Consider the following 17924-nt stretch of genomic DNA (forward strand, 5'->3'; position numbering starts at 1 on the left):
ATGTCGACTCAGGCGCCCAGCAGCCCACCGATATGGAAAGCCTTGATTTCCAGATATTCGTCCAGCCCGTACTTGGAGCCCTCGCGACCCAGACCCGACTGCTTGACGCCACCGAACGGCGCTACCTCCATCGAGATCAATCCGGTATTCAGACCGACCATGCCGAACTCCAGCGCCTCACCGAAACGCCAGGATCGACGCAGGTCCTGAGTGAAGAAGTAGGCGCCGAGGCCGTAAGGAGTCGCGTTGGCGATAGCCAGGGCCTCTGCTTCAGTTCTGAAGCGCATCAGTGGCGCGACTGGCCCGAAGGTTTCCTCGTTCGCCAGCAGCATGTCGGCGCGAGCTTCGCCGAGCACCGTCGGCTTGACGAATTGGCTATCGTCCTCAGGCACGCCACCACAGAGCAGACGGGCTCCTTTACTCAGGGCATCGTCAACATGTCGGGCGACCTTGCTCACAGCCGCGGCATTGATCAGCGGACCAATGGTGGTAGCGGACTCCATTCCATCGCCGACACGGAGCTTGCCCACCTCCTCCACCAAGCGCGCAGCGAAGCGCTCATAAATACCGTCCTGCACCAGGATTCGATTGGCGCAGACGCAAGTTTGCCCGGCGTTGCGGAACTTGCTCTGCATCACCCCGGCGACCGCCTGTTCGAGGTCTGCATCGTCGAATACGATGAAGGGCGCATTGCCGCCCAGCTCGAGGCTGAGGCGCTTGATCTGATTGGCGCTCTGGCGCATCAGCAAGCTGCCAACGGCAGTCGAACCGGTGAAGGAAATCTTGCGCACGGTCGGATTGCTGGTCAGCTCCTCACCGATGCCCGCCGGCATGCCGGTGACCACGTTGAAGACGCCAGCCGGGATGCCAACGCGCTCGGCCAGCACTGCCAGCGCCAGCGCCGACAGCGGAGTCAGATCGGAGGGCTTGACCACCATAGGACAGCCGGCTGCCAGGGCTGGCGCGCACTTGCGGGTGATCATCGCATTGGGGAAGTTCCACGGCGTGATGGCCGCGCACACACCGACCGGCTGCTTCAGGGTAAGCAGGCGACGATCGCCACTAGGCGCGGGAATGGTTTCGCCATACACCCGGCGAGCCTCCTCGGCGAACCATTTGACGAAACTGGCGCCGTACCGAATCTCGCCCTGGGCTTCAGCAAGCGGCTTGCCTTGCTCGCAGGTCATGATCAGTGCCAGATCGTCGAGATTGTCGAGCATGGCCTCATACCAGCGCTCGAGCAGCGCAGCACGCAGCGCAGCGGGCCGTGCTCGCCAGGCAGGCCAGGCACGTTCGGCCGCTTCGATGGCGCGGCGAGTTTCGCTGCCCTGCAGAGCTGGAATCCGGGCGAGACACTCGCCGTTGGCAGGGTTGACGACATCGAGCGTGTCGCCATTATCGGCGCTCACCCACTGGCCATCGATATAGGCACGTTCCACCAACAGGCTGGGATCTTTCAGACGATTCTTCAACATGGTCGAGTCCTGTTCCGAGACAGACTTCAGTCTATTGAGCCGAGGCAGACGAGGATGCTGAAAGCGCGGTTTGAGCGGTGACGGATGCTGAAATTCATCCACCAACGGCAGGCTCTGCCGGCACTCCAAATCAGGCGCGCGAGGTACCGAATCAGATCACGAAGTGTCTGACCATATCGCTCATCTCCCCGGCGAGATCCGCGAGTTGGCGGCTGGAAAGCTGAGTCCGATCGGCTCCATTGGAAGTCAGCGCGGCGACCTCTCGGATATTGAGCAGATTGCGATCCACCTCGCGCGCTACCTGGGATTGCTGCTCGGTGGCGCTGGCGATGCACAGGTTCCGTTCGTTGATCTCGGTGATAGCGCCGACGATGCGCTGCAGTGCCACACCCGCCGCGCGGGCGAGCTCCAAGGTCTCCCGGGTTCGCCCATCGCTGCTGCGCATGGCCCGCAGAGCGTCCTGGCTGCCCTGTTGCACCGCGCCGATGATGGTTTCGATCTGCCGGGTAGAATCCTGTGTGCGTCGGGCCAGTGCCCGAACCTCGTCGGCCACCACGGCAAAACCGCGGCCGCTTTCGCCTGCTCGCGCTGCTTCAATCGCCGCGTTCAGGGCCAGGAGGTTGGTCTGCTCGGCGATCGCTCGAATCACATCCAACACCGATCCGATGTCGTCGATACGACCGGCCAACGACTGTAAGGCCTGCGCGGTGCACTCGATATCGCCGGCTAGGGCCTCGATGGCATCAACCGTGCGGATAACACTGTCGTGTCCTTGACGCGAGCACTGGTCCGCCGAAAGCGACACCTCGGAGGTGGACACCGCATTGCGCGCTACCTCTTCGATGGCCGTGGTCAGCTGCGTCACGGCGGCAGCGGCCTGGTCAAGCTCCTCGCACTGGCGCTGCAGGCCACAGGAGGCCCCCTCGGTTACCGTGCTCAGCTCGCCCGAAGCCGTGGCCAACTGCTCTGAAGAACACACAATCTGCCTGACCGTGACGCGCAGATCGGTTTGCATACGGTGTAATGCCTGCAGCAGGCGAGCCGCTTCGTCGCGGCCGTCACTTTCCAGCGGCTGGCTCAGGTCGCCCTTGGCGATACGCTCGGCGGCAGCCATGGCCTCTCTCAGCTGAGCGAGCAAACGCATAACGATCAATGCGGCGACAGTGCCACCAATCAGCAACAGTGCCAGCAGAGCGGCGGACATGAGCAGGGTGTGGCGGCGGTGTTCATCACGCCGCTCGCCCAGCCTCTTCTCGAGCTCCATCAGGGCGGAGTCGCCAATCGCCTGCAAGCCGTCGATCGACCGAGCATAAGCGGCCAGGTAATCCGCCACCGGGTAGGTCAGCTTCAAACCGGCACCACCGCCGGCAAAATCCAGTTCTATGGCCGAGATCAACTCCTTGTCGGTCAATGCCAAGGCTTTCTGGATCTGCGGACGCAGCGAAGCCAGCGGTGCCTCCAGCATGGCCGCGAGCGCCGGATCGGCGGCAGAGGCCTTGGCGAACGCGCGGCTCATCCTCTCGGCACTGACCAGCGCCTGGGCACTGAGCCCCATCAGGGCGCCTTGCTGCTCCGGCAGAATGCGACCCTGTGCCAGATACAGGGCGCCGTAGCTACGCAGCTGGCCGAACAGTTCGGCGGTCTGCGGCATCTCGATCAGCGCTGAGTTGATCAGTGCGGCGCTGTCCAGAAGCGGATCCAGCGCCAACTCGAAGTGATCGAGCAAGGCATCTTCAATCAGCAGGCTGGACGCGATGAGCTGCGCATGCTGTTGCAGGCTCTGTCTGGCACCGATATCGCCCTGGCCGATCTTCTCGGAAAGGGTGCGCCATTGCTCACGCACCTGCTGCCAGGCGGCCAGTAGATCGGCTTCGACATCGGCTGCGTGCAGCGCCTGCTCGCTCGCCTCGAAGGCACGCTGCAACTCGGCCTGTTTAGCCTGGCGAGCCTGCTGCAGGCCGCTGTCGCCGCCGAGCATGCTGGCGGTCAGATCGCGATGTTGCTGGGTCAGCGCGACCAGCTGCAGCAGCGTCTGCACCGGCACAACACCATGCAATTCACGCTCGGCTTGGTGGCCGCTTTTCAGCGCGCCGAACAAGTACAGAGTGGTCGGCACCAGGACCAGGCTGAAGGCCAATGCACCGAGCAAGACGAACTTGGCGGAGAAGGACAAGTATTCCATAGCTTTCATGGCAGGGTTTCCAGCAGTGCTCGGGACTACGAGGAGCCTCAGCAGTCCAGCTTTATGGTTATAGTTTTTTGCCCACGACTGTCGCCTGCGTAGCCGCGCGGCCCGGCTGCGGGCGCGAGGCGGCCGTAGCAGAGCGTCGGCGCTACGCCTTCAGCGAGCCCAGCAGCCCATCAAGAAAACGCTCGCTGGCGTCCATCTGGCTCAACTCGACGAATTCGTCGGGCTTGTGCGCCTGCTCGATGGAGCCGGGGCCGCAGACCACCACCGGCACATCCAGGCGCTGGTTGAACAGTCCGCCCTCGGTGCCGAAAGACACCTTGGCGGTGCCGGTCCCCGGCGCTGCGAACGCCTGCAGCAAGCGCACGGCCTCGACGCTCGGGTGGGTATCGAGGCCGGGATAGACGTTCAGGGTTTCGATCTCGATGGCCGCGACGCTGGACAGTCGCCTGGCCTCCGCGACGATGACCTGCGCCTGCTCGCGCATCTGCTCGATGAACTGGTCGAGGTCGTCGGCCGGCAGATTGCGGACCTCGAAATCCAAGGTGCACAGATTCGGCACGATGTTCAGCGCCTTGCCGCCTGCGATCTGCCCGACGTGCACGGTGCTGTAAGGCACGTCGTAGGCCGCATCATGGGCGCCCTGCTGTTGCAGGCGGCATTGCCCCTCGCGCAGCGCGGCGATGAAGTCGCACGCCAGGTGGATGGCATTGGCCGAGCGCGGCGCCAGGGAGGAATGCGCCTCCTGGCCACGGCACAGAGTGCGGTAGGAACCTTTGCCCTTGTGGCCGAGAACGAACTGCATCTCGGTCGGCTCGCCGACGACACACAGCATCGGCCTCACAGGCGCCAGATGCAGCACATCGAGCAGGCGCCGCACACCCACGCAGCCGATCTCCTCGTCATGCGAAAGGGCCAGTTGCAGGGGCCGGGTCAACGGCGCTTCAGTCGCGCTGAGCATGGCGTCGACGGCCAGGGCGATGAAGCCCTTCATGTCGCAGCTGCCACGGCCATAGATGCGCCCATCGCGCACCGTCGCCTGGAACGCCGGCACCGTCCATGCCTGACCGGCGGCCGGCACTACGTCGGTATGTCCGGACAGCAGGATGCCCGGCACATCGCGCGGGCCGACGCTCGCGAACAGGTTGGCCTTGCGCCCGCTCTCGTCCTTGACGATCAGCGACTCGATGCCCTTACTCGCCAGCAGCTCGCGGACATAGTCGATCAGCGCCAGGTTCGATTCCGAGGAGACGGTATCGAAGGCAATCAGCCGTTTGAGGATTTCCAGTGCGCGGGGTCTCATGACGCCCTCCTCTGCTGCTCGGTGTAATCGGCGAAGCGGCCGATACCGAAGGGCGCGATCGAAGTGTTGGTGCCACCGGTACTCATCAGTTCAGCCATCACGTCGCCCACGCCCGGGCCAAGCTGGAAACCATGGCCGCTGAAGCCAAAGGCGTAGTACAGACCCTCGACCTTGCCGCTCGGCCCCATGATCGGCAGTGAGTCCGGCAAATAGCTCTCGATACCGCTCCAGGTGCGGATGATGTTCAGATTGGTCATATCCGGTACGAGCCGGCGCATCTGCTGCAGCTGTTTGAGGAGGCTGCGCGGATCGAAATGGGCGCGTCGGTTGAGCATGTCCGGCTTGGTGTGACTGCAGCCGCCGATGATGATGTTGCCGCGCGGGATCTGTCGGAAATACAGCTCTTCTTCAGGCATCTTGGTGTACACGCCGATCACAGTCTTCAGGACATAGGGCACCGGCTCGGTGACCGACATCTGCGGGCCCTTTGTGATCAGGGGCACTGGCTCGCCGAACTGCGCGGACAGTTTCTCGCCCCAGGCACCGGCCGTGATCAGTACCTGCTCGGCGCGGTACTCGCGGCCGTTGCTGGTGGTCACCCGGAACTGCCCGCCGACCTTCTCTACGCTGGTCACCTCGCAGCGCTCCTCGACTATCGCGCCTGCACGCCTCGCGGCGCGGGCGAAGGCGGGTGCAGCGAGGCGCGGGTTGGCATGGCCGTCGTGCGGCGCATAGGATCCGCCCTTAACCTCAGGACCGAGGAACGGGAAACGCGTGTGCAGCTCGCGCCCGCTATAGATGCGCAGATCCAGCTCGCGCGCCTCGGGGGTTGCTGCGTAGGCCTCCAGCTCAGCAATCTCGTCCTCGCGATAACAGACCCGCATATGGCCGCTGGTGATGAACTCCAGGTCATCGTCGATCAGCTGCGGCAAGCGCTTCCACAGTGCGAAGGAGTGGTTGGCCAGCTCCAACTGGCCGAGGAAACGTCCCTGGCGGCGGACGTTGCCGAAGTTCACCCCGCTGGCGTACTGGCCGATCACGTCCCGCTCAAGCAGGACCACCGAACGCCCATGCTGACGCAGGAAAAATGCCGAAGCCGCGCCCATGAGGCCGCCGCCGACAATCAGTACATCGGTCTGATCAAAGCTCACAGCGCCACCTCCTCGCCCGGCTTCAGCTCCTCGGTCAACATCGACAGCGGCTTTACCGGTGCCTGGCCACGCTGACGGCCGACCAGCTCGACATCAACGCCGGCGGCCGCGGCGATCACTTCGGCACCGGCCTGGGAGCAGTAGCGGCCCTGGCAACGGCCCATGCCGACCCGGCTGAACGCCTTGGCGCGGTTGACCTCGGAGGCACCCTTCTCGCTCACCGCGGCGCGCAGCTCTCCGGCGCTGATCATTTCGCAACGGCAGACGATCGCCTCGTCCGGCAGCGCACCGGCTTGTGCCGCCGGCCAGGGAAAGGCCTGGTAGAGGCCTTGACTGAACTGCTCCATCACCGCCAAGGCGCGGCGGTGAAGCGCGAGCGCCTCACTACTCACGGGTTGCCGCATGTCCTGCAGCAGCGCCATCGCCGTCAGGCGCCCGGCGTGTTCGGCAGCATCGGCGCCGCGAATGCGCGTACTGTCGCCGGAGGCGTACACGCCCTTGACCGAGGTGCGGCCCTGCTCGTCGGTATCCAGCAGCCACTGCTGAGAAACCTGATGGAAGCGCATGCGACAGCCAGCCAGGTCAGCCAGCTGCGTCTCGGGCCGTAGGTGATAGCCCAGCGCCAAGGCATCGCATTCGACCTGCAGATCATCGCCAGCGGCGGTTCGCACGTGCACGCCGCAGACACCCGACGAGGCGTCGCCGAGAATCCGCTGCGGCTCGACACCGAAATGAACGGGAACCTTGGCTCGCTGGAGCTGCGCCAGCAACTTTATCCCGGCGAATAGCACCCCAGGGCGTGCTAGCAAATTTGGCAGGGCCGCGATGCGCCTGCGCAGCGGCGAGGTATCGAGCACTGCGGCTATCTTGGCGCCGGCCTTCAGGTACTGACTGGCAACCAGATACAGCAGCGGCCCGCTGCCCAAAAACACCACCCGGCGACCGATGGAAACCGCCTGGGCCTTCAGCGCAATCTGCGCCCCGCCCAGGCTGTAGATGCCAGCCAACTGCCAGCCCTCGATCGGCATTATCCGGTCGGTGGCGCCTGTACAGAGAATCAGCGCGTCGTATTCCACTGTCGAATGGCTGCCCTGGCTGACGCAGCACAACTGGCCCGGCGTCAAACCCCAGACCAGAGTGTCGGGCCGATAATCGATCTGTCCGCGCAGGCGATCGAATGTCTGGTGCAGCGCCCTGGCCTTATCCGCCTCGCTGCCATATAGAGTGGCGTAGTCGCGGCTGAAACCTTCGGGCTGACGGCGATAGATTTGCCCGCCATCGCGGCGGTTCTCATCGAGCAGGATCGGCCGGATTCCGGCTGCAACCAGAGCTTCGGCACAGCGAGTTCCGGCCGGGCCGGCACCGACGATCACCACCCGACAGGCCTCCTTGTGCAGGTCTTTCAACCGCGCAGTGGCCATATCGCCTCCGGTTGCCTGGTGACGATGTCCAGTCCTTCGCAGACTTCGCTGGAACAGGCGCGCAGACGCTCACCGCTGCGAGTCCAGACCCAGCAGTCCTGACAGGCGCCCATCAGGCAGAAGCCGGCGCGGTTACCCGGAACGAACTCCGACTGGCGCAGCGCTGGCACTCGGGTCAGCAGAGCGACCATCAGCGTATCGCCCTGTAACGCTTCGATGGGCTCGCCATCGACCATCAGCTTCACCGTTGACCGGTCACGCTCGGCCAACCGCACGAAACGTCCGCTCATGCGTAGGTACCCACGAGTTTCAAGCTGTTCGCACCCTGCTGCGCCTTTAGCAGCTCAGCGCCGCTGCGATGACAGAGGACCTCACTGCCACCGGCGATGCTGTTGCGTGGCGGTGCGCTGCGATTGCACAAGCCGTCGACCCGCATCGGGCAGCGGTTGAGGAACGGACAGAGATTCACCCCGGCGGCCGGTTCGCCGATTCGCGGCAGCGCGCCGTAGTTGGCGCCGCAGTTTTCCAGCCAGCCCTGGCGCAGCTCCGGCACCGAATTGATCAGCAGGTCGGTGTAGGGATGGAAAGGCACCTGGGCGAAGGACTGCTGGTTGCCCGCCTCGACCTTATGGCCGCTGTACATCACCACGATGTCATCGCACAGCGCACGCACGGTGGAAATGTCGTGGCTGATGAACAGGTAGGAAACCCCCAGCTCGCGACGCAGATCGCGCAGCAGCTCGAGGATCGCGGCCCCAACCACAGTGTCCAGCGCAGAGGTCACCTCATCACAGAGGATCAGGTCCGGCTCCGCCGCCAGCGCCCGCGCCAGGTTGATGCGCTGCTTCTGGCCACCGGACAGCTCGCCCGGTCGGCGCTGTGCGATGCTGGCCGGCAGTTGCACCAGTTCCAGCAGCTCGGCGATTCGCCGTTGCTGCTGCGCGCCCTTCATGCCGTGGTAGAAACGCAGCGGACGGCCGAGGATGTCTTCGATGCTGTGCTTCGGATTGAGCGCGGTATCGGCGTTCTGGAACACGTACTGCACACGACGGAACTGATCGCGAGTGCGGCCGGCCAGCGAACGGCTGAGCGGCTGGCCGTCCAGCATGATCTGCCCGGCAGACGGCTCGGCCAGGCCGGCGATGGCCTGCGCCAGAGTGGTTTTCCCCGAGCCCGATTCGCCTATCACGCCCACCGCTTCACCGCGGCGGATCTTCAGATCGACGTCGTGCAGCACCTTCTTCGTGCCGTAGCAGATCTCTAGGCCGCGCACCTCGAGCAGCAGGCCCTCTTCCGCGGGAGCGATCTCCTGTTCACCGACATTGTTCGCCGCCGGCTTCATCGCCTCCAGCAGACTGCGGGTATAGGGGTGCTCCGGCTCTTCGAGGATCTGCCCGGTGCTGCTGTTTTCCTGAATCTGGCCGTCGCGCAGAACGATGATGCGGTCGGCCATTTGCGCCACGACTGCGAGGTCGTGGGACACGTAGATCGCCGTGGTATCGCGCTCACGCACCACCTGTTTGAAGGCGCGCAACACTTCGATCTGGGTGGTGACGTCCAGCGCCGTGGTCGGCTCGTCGAGAATCACCAGCGCCGGATCGGTGATCAGCGCCATCGCCGCCATCAGACGCTGCAGCTGCCCGCCCGAGACCTGGTGCGGATAGCGCGAGCCGATGCGCTCGGGTTCCGGCAGCGCCAGCGCGCGGAACAGCTCGACGGCCTTGGCCTGCGCTTGCTGCCGCGTCAGCACGCCATGGATCAGCGCGCTTTCGATCACCTGCTCCATGATGCTTTTCGACGGGTTGAACGCCGCGGCCGCGCTCTGTGCGATATAGGCCACGGTGCGGCCGCGCAGCTTGGCCAGCTCGGCGTTCGACAGCTTGAGCACGTCGACGTCGCCGATGCGCACCGAGCCGCCGACGATGCGGCAACCGGCGCGCGCATAGCCCATCAGAGACAGCGCGATCGTACTCTTGCCCGAGCCGGATTCGCCGATCAGCGCCAGCACCTCGCCCTTGTTCAGGCTGAAATCGGCACCGTGCACGATCGGTACGTCGACACCCTCTTCGTTGCGTGCGGCCACACGCAGACCGCTTACCCTGACGATTTCGTTCATCTCACTTCTCCGTCTCGCGCTTGGACCGCCCGCCGAAGCTGTCGATGAGCAGGTTGACCCCCATGGTCAGGGTGGCGATGGCCACCGCCGGCGCCAGCACGGCCGGTGCGCCCTGGCCCAGGCCATCGATGTTCTCGCGCACCAGAGAGCCCCAGTCGGCGTCCGGCGGCTGTATGCCCAGGCCGAGGAAACTCATCGCGCTAAGCAACAGCACCACGTACACGAAGCGCAGGCCGAAATCGGTCAGCACCGGGCGCAGCATGTTCGGCAGCACCTCGACGAAGATGATGTAGGGCATGGCTTCACCTCGCGTGCGGGCGACTCGGACGAAGTCCATGGTCATCACGTTCACCGCCACGGCCCGGGCGATGCGGAACGAACCCGGCATGTAGGCGAAGGCAGCCATCACCAGCAGCAGCGGCACCGAGGAGCCGAACGAGGCGACCATGAGCAGGGCAAAGATCTTGTTGGGGATGGCGATCAGCGCATCCTGGGTGCGGCTGATCAGCGCGTCGACCCAGCCACCGGAGGCGGCCGCCACCAACCCCAGCACCACGCCGGCGGTGCAGGCCAGCAGGGTGGCCACCAGGGCCAGGCCGATGGTGTAGGGCGCGCCGTACAGCAGCCGGCTCAAGATATCGCGGCCCAGGTAATCGGTGCCCAGCGGGAACTCCCAGCTGAGTGGGCCGAAGAAGTCATCGCCGATCAGGGCGTTGGCGTCGTGCGGCGCGATCAGCGGGCCGATAAAGGCCATCAGGGCCCAGAACAGTACTAGCAGCAGGCCGATGGCGCCGCCAACGGATAGCGAGAAGCAACGTTTGCGGTGCTTAACGGCAGAGGCCTGGTCCTTCATCGGTCCTTCCGCAGGCAATGCGTTATCGCCATCAGGCGTTCCGTTTGGTTTCGGTGTATTGCGGTTCGCTTTCATTTACGCAGCCTCGGGTTGGAAAGAATTGCACAGAGGTCAGCCAGCAGCACCAGCACCAGAAAGCCAAGGCAGAACATCATCACGCATGTCTGTACCAGCGGCATATCTCGAGTAATCACACCGTTCACCATCAACGTCGCGATGCCCGGATAGTTGAAGATCGACTCAACAATCACCACACCACCCAACAGATAGGAAAGACTCAACGCCACGGCGTTGGCGATCGGTCCGATGGCGTTAGGCAGTGCATGACGCAGCACCACGCGGATCGGCCGAGCCCCTTTCAGCACCGCCATCTCGACATAGGGAGCACTGAGCTGATCGATTACTGCTGCGCGGGTCATACGCGCCATTTGCGCCGTCAGCACGCAGCACAGGGTCAGCACCGGCATGGCGTAGACGCGCACCAACTCACCGAACGTGTGGACATCGACGTTGCGCGACAGTGCTGACAGCCAGCCCAGCTTCACGGCGAAGATCAACACGGCGATGGTGGCGATCAGAAATTCCGGGACGGAGACGGCGAACACCGCCAGCATGTTGCTGTAGCGGTCGAAGATCGAGCCGCGATACATTGCCGAGAGAATGCCGATGGTCAGCGCCAGCGGCACCGAGACCAGCGCGGTGATCACGGCCAGCCTCAGGGTATTGGGTAGGCGGCTGGCGATCATTGAGTCGACCTGCATGCCGTTGACCAGGGAAACACCTGGGTTGCCGGTAACCAGCCCGCCCAGCCAGTAGAGGTAACGCAGGTAGACCGGCTGATCGAGGCCGAGCTGCGCACGCAGGGCCGCCACCGCTTCGGGGGTCGCCTCCTGGCCGAGCTGCTCCTGGACCGCATCGCCGGGAAGCAAGCTGGTGAGGAAGTAGACCACCAGCGAAACAATAAGCAACGTCAGCACGCCGACAGCCAGCCGACCAATCACAAGGCGCGCAATGGTGCTGTTCATAACTGAACCCTTTTCTTCTATGGCTCCGCCTGCACTGCCCTGCAGACGGAGCCTTGGTTATCGAACCAGCGTTCAGGCATCCAACCAGACGTGTTCGGCGAACATGTAGCCCATCAACCCACCGAGCGGATGGGGAGAAAGGCCTTTCAGCTTGGCGTTGTGGCCGTCGAGGCTGCTGTTGAACTGCGGGATACCGATGCCGCCGTGCTCATGCACCAGCACCTGCATGTCGGCGTACATCTGTTTCCGCTTGGCCTCGTCGGTCTCGCCGCGGGCGGCAAGCAGTAGTTGGTCAAACTGCTCATTCTTCCAGCCCGACTCGTTCATGCTGGCGTCGGACTGGAAGAACAGACTGAACAGCAGATCCGCGGTCGGCCGTGTACCGACGTTGCCGAAGCCCAGCGGGTGCTTCATCCAGTGGCTGGACCAGTAGCCGTCTGCCGGTACCCGTTTGATATCGAGCTTGAGCCCGATCTGCTGGCCCGACAGCTGCAGCAACTGGGCGATGTCCAGCGAACCGGTAGCGGCTTCGGAGGCCACCAGCGGAATGGAGCGCCCGGTCATGCCAGACTTCTGCAGGTGAAACTTGGCCTTCTCCGGGTCGAACTCACGCTGCGGAAGACCAGCGAAGTAGTAGCGGTTGCTCGGGGCGATCGGTTGATCGTTGGCGATGGTGCCGTAGCCACGGTAGGCGACCCGGTTGATCTGCTTGCGATCGAGCAGGTGTTTCATGGCCAGGACGAAGTCCGGGTTCTGCACCGGGCCCAGCTCGTCGCGCATCACCAGGTCGGTATAGCCACCGGTCTTGGTCTCCATCAAGGCGACCTTGGGGTTGTCCAGAAGGCGCGAAACCGAACGCGGGTTGACCGGATTGATCAGGTCCACGTCGCCGGCCAGCAGGGCACTGATACGAGCCGCCTCGTCCGGGATGGAGAAGAACTCGATCTCGTCGAGGTAAGGCAGGCCCGGTTTCCAATAGCTGTCGTTGCGCTTGCCGATAGAACGCACGCCCGGCTGGAACTCGACGCATTTGAATGGCCCGGTGCCATTGGCAATGCTGAAGTCGGTAGTGCCGTCTCGCACAATGAGGAAGTGTGTAGTGCCGAGGATAGCCGGCAGGTCCGCGTTCGGACTGCCCAGGATGATCTGCACCTCATTGGGACCAACAGCCTTCACTTCACTGAACTGCTTGGCGATTGTCAGTGCCTTGGAACCGAGCTCAGGCAACTTGTGGCGGTTCAACGAATAGACCACATCCGCCGAGGTGAACGGCTTGCCATCTTGGAACACAACGTCCTTGCGCAGCTTGACGGTCCAGGAGATCGCGTCACTCGTATCGAACGACTCTGCCAAGGCCATGCGCGGCACCAACTTCTCGTCCAGCGTGGTCAGGCCGTTGTAGAACATGTTGTGACGACAGTAATCGGTGTAATTCGCACCCTTGGCCGGGTCCAGCGTGTCGGCGGTAGAACTGGTCGCACTGGCTACCTTGATGCGGCCGCCGCGCTTGCCTTTGCCCGTGTCGGTGGAGGTAGAAGTAGATGCGAACACCTGACCGGCTGAGCCGAACAGGCTGCTGGCGCCCGCGACAGCCACCCCGGCCAGTCCCAGCATGCGTAGCGCATCACGCCGCGACATACCGCGATTGAGTCCTTCGAAAATACGTTGGCTTTCCGAACCGCTGATCAGCTGGGATTCGGTTTTATTCTTGTTGTCAGTCATATCGTTCTACCTGTCGATAATGAGAAGGCTCGAATGCCCGCAGTTGAGCGGAGCCACCTGGTAACGCAAACGACGGTGAATCAACAGTCTCGCTCGTGTGGATAGCTCTCCTTGACCACGTATGCGCTTAATGCAAATAGTCCTGGACCCGGTAATAGGCACCCACCAGCGGCAGGAACCACGGCTTGCCGAAATGGCCGGGAATCGCCGGCCAGCTCAGTTCACCCCAGGGATTGGCCTCGACCTTGCCGTCCATCACCTCAGCCATCACCTGGCCCATGTGCACCGACATCTGCACGCCATGGCCGCTGTAGCCCATGGAGTGGTACACGCCACCATGCTGGCCGGCGCGTGGCAGGCGGTCAGAGGTCATATCCACCAACCCGCCCCAGCAGTAGTCGACTTTTACGTGGGCCAATTGCGGAAACATCTGCGTCAAAGCCGCCTGTAGCACCTTGCCGCTCTTCACGTCGGAACTTCCGCCGGACATGGCGAACCGCGCCCGTCCACCGAACAGCAGACGGTTATCCGGGGTAAGACGGAAGTAGTTGCCGATGGTGCGACTGGTGACGTACGAGCGACGCTGCGGCAACATCTGCTCGATCATGGCGTCGGACAACTTCTCGGTGGCGATGATGAAGCTGCCCACAGGCACGATCCGACGCCGGTACCAGCCCAGGCCGCCATGCTGGCTGGCGCCGGTCGCCATCAGCACCTGGCCGGCCTGAAGGCTGCCGCGGCTAGTATCGACCCGGTAGCCACCAGCGGCGGCCTTCCAGCCCTGCACGGTGGTCTGCTCGTAGACCAACGCGCCGTGCCGCGCCGCCGCCTCCGCCAGACCGATACCGAAGCGGCCGATATGCATCTGCACACCGTTGCGCTGCAGCAGACCGCCATGGAACTCGGCCGAATCGACTTCGCTGCGCACCTGATCGGCGGACAGCAACTCGACCTCGGCATCGACCTCCTGGCGGATCACCTCACAAGTCCGCGCCAGCCCCTCGTAGTGATGAGGCTTGGCGGCCAGCTTGAGCTTGCCGTTGCGGGTGAGATCACAGGCAATTCGTTCCTGCTCGACCAGCGCGACCACGCTCTGCACCGCGCTTTCGTAAGCACGGTAGTAGCGGCGCGCCCGCTCGGTTCCAAGGCTGGCGGCCAGCCCCACGTAGTCATGAGCAACCCCGGTGCTGCAATGACCGCCGTTGCGCCCGGACGCCTCGCCGATCACCCGCCCGGCTTCCAGCACTGCTACGCTGGCCCCTTTCATGGCCAGAGAACGGGCAGCCGAAAGACCGGTGAAACCTCCGCCGACAACAACCACGTCGACCCGAGCCGGAAGCGATCCGGTCTGCGCCCCAGTGAATGCAGGCGCCGTGTCGAGCCAGTAGGAATCGCTGTGCATCTCCAGCTCCTCGTGCGAAGTGGCGATCAGAGCCCAACCAGGGCAGGCAGGCCGCCGATGTCGGAGATCTGGTGGTAGCTGTAGCAGGTATTACCCGGCTGTTCGTGGCCACGGGCGACGAAGGCCTTGTTCTTGATCTTCATGTCGTGGGCCGACATCAGGTCGTAGCGGAAGCTTGAAGACACGTGCAGTACGTCTTCCGGACCGCAACCGAGGTTGTCGAGCATGTATTCGAAGGCGGCCAGGCGAGGCTTGTAGGCCTGGGCTTGTTGGGCAGTGAAGACCTTGTGGAAAGGAACGCCCAGCTTGTCGACGTTGGACATGATCTGCTCGTCCATCGCGTTGGAGAAGATCACCAGCGGGATCTTGTCAGCGATCTTCGACAGACCGGCCGTAACATCGGCATGCGGCCCCCACGTCGGCACGGCATCGTAGTAGAGCTGGCCTTCGCCGCGATACTCGACACCCCAGCGCTTGCACACCCGAGCAAGGGCGGTCTTCAGAATTTCATCATAAGGCCGCCAGTCGCCCATCACCTGATCCAGGCGATAAGCGGCGAAGTCCTGAACGAACTGGTCCATCTGCTCGGCCGGCACGCGATCAGCGAACAGCTCTCGGGTCAAAGGGCCCATCTGGAAGTTGGTCAGAGTGCCGTAGCAGTCGAAGGTGATGTACTTGGGTCGAAGAAAGCTCATGGCGCAGTCCTGATGTCTTGTTGAAGTTATTGCAGTCAACATCGACTCCACTGGAGAAACTCTGACGTCGCGCTGTACTGCCTGATCATTACAGCACTGTGACCCCAGCAGATGAGGTTAAAAGCGCCGCCCCCTCGATACAAAAAACCGTTTTGCAGGCTCGCCTCAGCAGACTTTGCGGATCGAACTTAAAACGTGAAAAACCACGGTCCATGCGCCTTTCACAGGTCCACACAAACGCAAAGGGCGCCCATCGGGCGCCCTTGTGAGTCACATCGCAGCAGAATCAACCGATATCGATCAGCACACTTTTGTGCCGCAAATTGGCCTCGAAGGCCTCGCTGCCAAGGTCCTTGCCAATACCCGAACGCTTGTAGCCTCCGGTAGGTAGTACATGGTCGTCGCTGCGACCATAACGATTGACCCACACCGTGCCGACCTCGAGACCGCGGATCAGGCGCAATGCGCGATTGAGGTCGGCGGTGTGCACCCCGGCCGCCAGGCCATAGGTGGGGTGTTCGGCCAGTTGCAGCGCCTGCTGTTCGTCTTGGAAGGTCTGAATGGTCAGCACCGGGCCGAAGATTTCTTCGAGCACCGCCGGGTTGCGGCTGTCCGCCACGCCCAACAGGGTGGGCTGGTAGTAGGCGCCGCCTAGGCCGTCGATCGACCCACCACCCTCGAGAACTTCGGCGCCGGCCTGGCGTGAACGCTGGACGATCCCGTCGATGCGCTCGGCCTGCTGACGCGAGATGATCGGCGACAGACTCGTCTGCGTCGCCCAGGTATGGCCGGGGCGCAGTTCGCGGAAATAGTCCCGCAGGTACTCGACGAAGGGATCCAGAATTGAGCGCTCGATGATCAGGCGCGAACCGGAGACGCAGACCTGACCGGCGTTTCCGGTGATTCCCTTGGCAACGCTGAGGGCGGTCCTGCGCAGGTCCGGAACATCGGCGAACACCAGTTGCGGGCTCTTGCCGCCTAGCTCTAGGGTGACCGGCTTGGGTCCGAACTTGGCGCAGGTCGACATGATGCTCGCGCCGGTGGCGGTGGAGCCGGTGAAGGTCACTTTGCTGATTCGCGGATGGCGGCACAGTGCATCGCCGGTGAGCCGGCCATCGCCCTGCACCACATTGAGGATGCCCGGCGGGAGGCCGGCCTGCACTGCCAATTCGGCGTAACGCAGGATGGAGAATGGCGTGAGCTCCGACGGCTTGAGGACGACGGCATTACCAGCCGCCAGGGCGGGTGCGACCTTCCAGTTGGCCATGCTCAGCGGGAAATTCCACGGAGCGATGGCACCGATCACCCCATAGGGTTCGGCGATCTGCATCCCGAGACGATCGCGCTGGGTGGCCGCCACCTGCCCGCCATGCTTGTCCGCCAGCTCGGCGAAGAAGCGCAGCACCTCAGCCACATAGGGAATGTCCCAGCCCAGCACATCTTTATGCGGACGGGTCGAACCGACCGCCTCCATCGACGCCAGCGTGGCTGCATCGGCCTCGATCAGGTCTGCCCAGCGGCGCAGGACACGGCAGCGCTCGCGCGGCGGACGGGTTGCCCAGTCGCTGCGGCAAAAGGCCTGCCAGGCGTTCTCCACTGCCTCGTCAACCAATGCCACATCGGCGACCGGCAGCGGCGCGTAATAACGGCCATCGGAGGGGCGCGCCACCTCCAGCCCCGGAAGGCCGTCGCGGTATCTGCCACCAATGAAGTGGGCACTACGGACCTTGACGATGCTAGGGTCGAAGCTGTTCATAAAGGACTCCAGGATAAGGGCTTGGCACCGGCTCGGTGCGTACGTGACCAGGCCTCCATCCTAGGAAACATTGCCCGATATATGCTGCCGACCTTACCCCCCATTTGAGCAGTAGCTGCGGCTTGTCGAGCCGCCATTTGCGCAATATACCGAAATCCCTCATCGCACATGGCAGCAGCTGCGTATAGCCGCCTTATCCGGCCCGCCGCGAAAGGTTAGAAGCACGACCGAACACAAACTCCATCCGCAGACTCATAGCGCTGCAAGGACGAAATTCATGCGCCAACGTGACGCTTGATCAGTCCCAACTTGGCTTTCCGGTTGCGATGGTGTTCAGCGGATACCCGCGTCGATCGAGCGGCTCACGCAGTACGATACGGCTGGCAAATTTCTCGATGCCGATCTCGTCATCCAGCAGCCGATCCATCAGTGCCTGGAACCAGGTAATGCTGGGTGCCACGATTTTCAGTAGGTAGTCGTAACCGCCGCTGACGTTGTAGCACTCGACTATCTCCTGATACTTGCCAACCCCGGCTTCGAACTTGCGGAAGTCGCGGGGTCGATGGCTGCTGATGGTCACCTCGGAAAACACCACGACGTGGCTGCCCAGCTTCTCCAGCGCAACCTCCGCACGGTAGCCGCGGATGACGGCGGTATCCTGCAGACGTTTGGTGCGCAGCAGACACGGGCTCTCACTGAGGCCGATGGCTGCCGACAGATCGACATTGGAACAGCGCCCCTCGCGCTGAAGATGCAAAAGAATCTTGATATCGAACAGGTCGAGGGAAGCCGTAGGTCGCATGTCGATTACCTTCGA

14 protein-coding genes are annotated in these 17924 nt (G+C 63.3%); all 14 read right to left on the reverse strand.

The features are described 5' to 3' along the window. Positions 1-8: 8 nt before the first annotated feature. Positions 9-1475 (reverse strand): NAD-dependent succinate-semialdehyde dehydrogenase, encoded by a 1467-nt coding sequence (locus FXN65_RS20325; RefSeq protein WP_151138901.1) that lies wholly within the window; start codon positions 1473-1475, stop codon positions 9-11. Positions 1476-1626: 151 nt separating this feature from the next. Beyond that, complete coding sequence (locus FXN65_RS20330; protein ID WP_151135783.1) at positions 1627-3666, reverse strand: methyl-accepting chemotaxis protein; 2040 nt, start codon at positions 3664-3666, stop codon at positions 1627-1629. Positions 3667-3808: 142 nt separating this feature from the next. Then, positions 3809-4966 (reverse strand): acetylornithine deacetylase, encoded by a 1158-nt coding sequence (gene argE / locus FXN65_RS20335; protein WP_151135785.1) that lies wholly within the window; start codon positions 4964-4966, stop codon positions 3809-3811. Next, positions 4963-6072, reverse strand: coding sequence for an NAD(P)/FAD-dependent oxidoreductase (locus FXN65_RS20340; RefSeq protein WP_394351306.1), 1110 nt, complete (start codon positions 6070-6072; stop codon positions 4963-4965). The genes argE and FXN65_RS20340 overlap by 4 nt, the downstream gene beginning before the upstream one ends. A 41-nt stretch (positions 6073-6113) precedes the next feature. After that, complete coding sequence (locus FXN65_RS20345; RefSeq protein WP_151135789.1) at positions 6114-7538, reverse strand: FAD/NAD(P)-dependent oxidoreductase; 1425 nt, start codon at positions 7536-7538, stop codon at positions 6114-6116. After that, positions 7520-7828: a (2Fe-2S)-binding protein gene (locus FXN65_RS20350; RefSeq protein ID WP_151135791.1), complete on the reverse strand. Its 309-nt coding sequence runs from the start codon at positions 7826-7828 to the stop codon at positions 7520-7522. Before FXN65_RS20350 ends, FXN65_RS20345 begins: the two co-directional genes overlap by 19 nt. Continuing rightward, positions 7825-9654 carry an ABC transporter ATP-binding protein gene (locus tag FXN65_RS20355; RefSeq protein ID WP_151135793.1) on the reverse strand — a complete coding sequence of 610 codons (1830 nt, stop codon included), beginning with the start codon at positions 9652-9654 and terminating at the stop codon, positions 7825-7827. Before FXN65_RS20355 ends, FXN65_RS20350 begins: the two co-directional genes overlap by 4 nt. Before the next feature lies 1 nt (position 9655). Further along, positions 9656-10507, reverse strand: coding sequence for an ABC transporter permease (locus tag FXN65_RS20360; protein WP_244620690.1), 852 nt, complete (start codon positions 10505-10507; stop codon positions 9656-9658). 71 nt (positions 10508-10578) lie between these two features. Continuing rightward, positions 10579-11532 (reverse strand): ABC transporter permease, encoded by a 954-nt coding sequence (locus FXN65_RS20365; RefSeq protein WP_151135797.1) that lies wholly within the window; start codon positions 11530-11532, stop codon positions 10579-10581. Positions 11533-11604: 72 nt separating this feature from the next. Then, complete coding sequence (locus FXN65_RS20370) at positions 11605-13254, reverse strand: ABC transporter substrate-binding protein (RefSeq protein WP_151135799.1); 1650 nt, start codon at positions 13252-13254, stop codon at positions 11605-11607. Between the two features lie 127 nt (positions 13255-13381). Beyond that, entirely contained in the window at positions 13382-14656 is a 1275-nt protein-coding gene (locus FXN65_RS20375) for an NAD(P)/FAD-dependent oxidoreductase (protein WP_151135801.1), read from the reverse strand. Between the two features lie 26 nt (positions 14657-14682). Further along, complete coding sequence (locus FXN65_RS20380; RefSeq protein ID WP_151135803.1) at positions 14683-15351, reverse strand: haloacid dehalogenase type II; 669 nt, start codon at positions 15349-15351, stop codon at positions 14683-14685. A 286-nt stretch (positions 15352-15637) separates the two neighbouring features. Continuing rightward, complete coding sequence (locus tag FXN65_RS20385) at positions 15638-17107, reverse strand: aldehyde dehydrogenase family protein (protein WP_151135805.1); 1470 nt, start codon at positions 17105-17107, stop codon at positions 15638-15640. A 298-nt stretch (positions 17108-17405) separates the two neighbouring features. Further along, positions 17406-17909 carry an Lrp/AsnC family transcriptional regulator gene (locus FXN65_RS20390; RefSeq protein ID WP_151135807.1) on the reverse strand — a complete coding sequence of 168 codons (504 nt, stop codon included), beginning with the start codon at positions 17907-17909 and terminating at the stop codon, positions 17406-17408. Positions 17910-17924 lie beyond the last annotated feature (15 nt).

It is taken from the genome of Pseudomonas lalkuanensis (assembly GCF_008807375.1).
Classification (GTDB): domain Bacteria; phylum Pseudomonadota; class Gammaproteobacteria; order Pseudomonadales; family Pseudomonadaceae; genus Metapseudomonas; species Metapseudomonas lalkuanensis.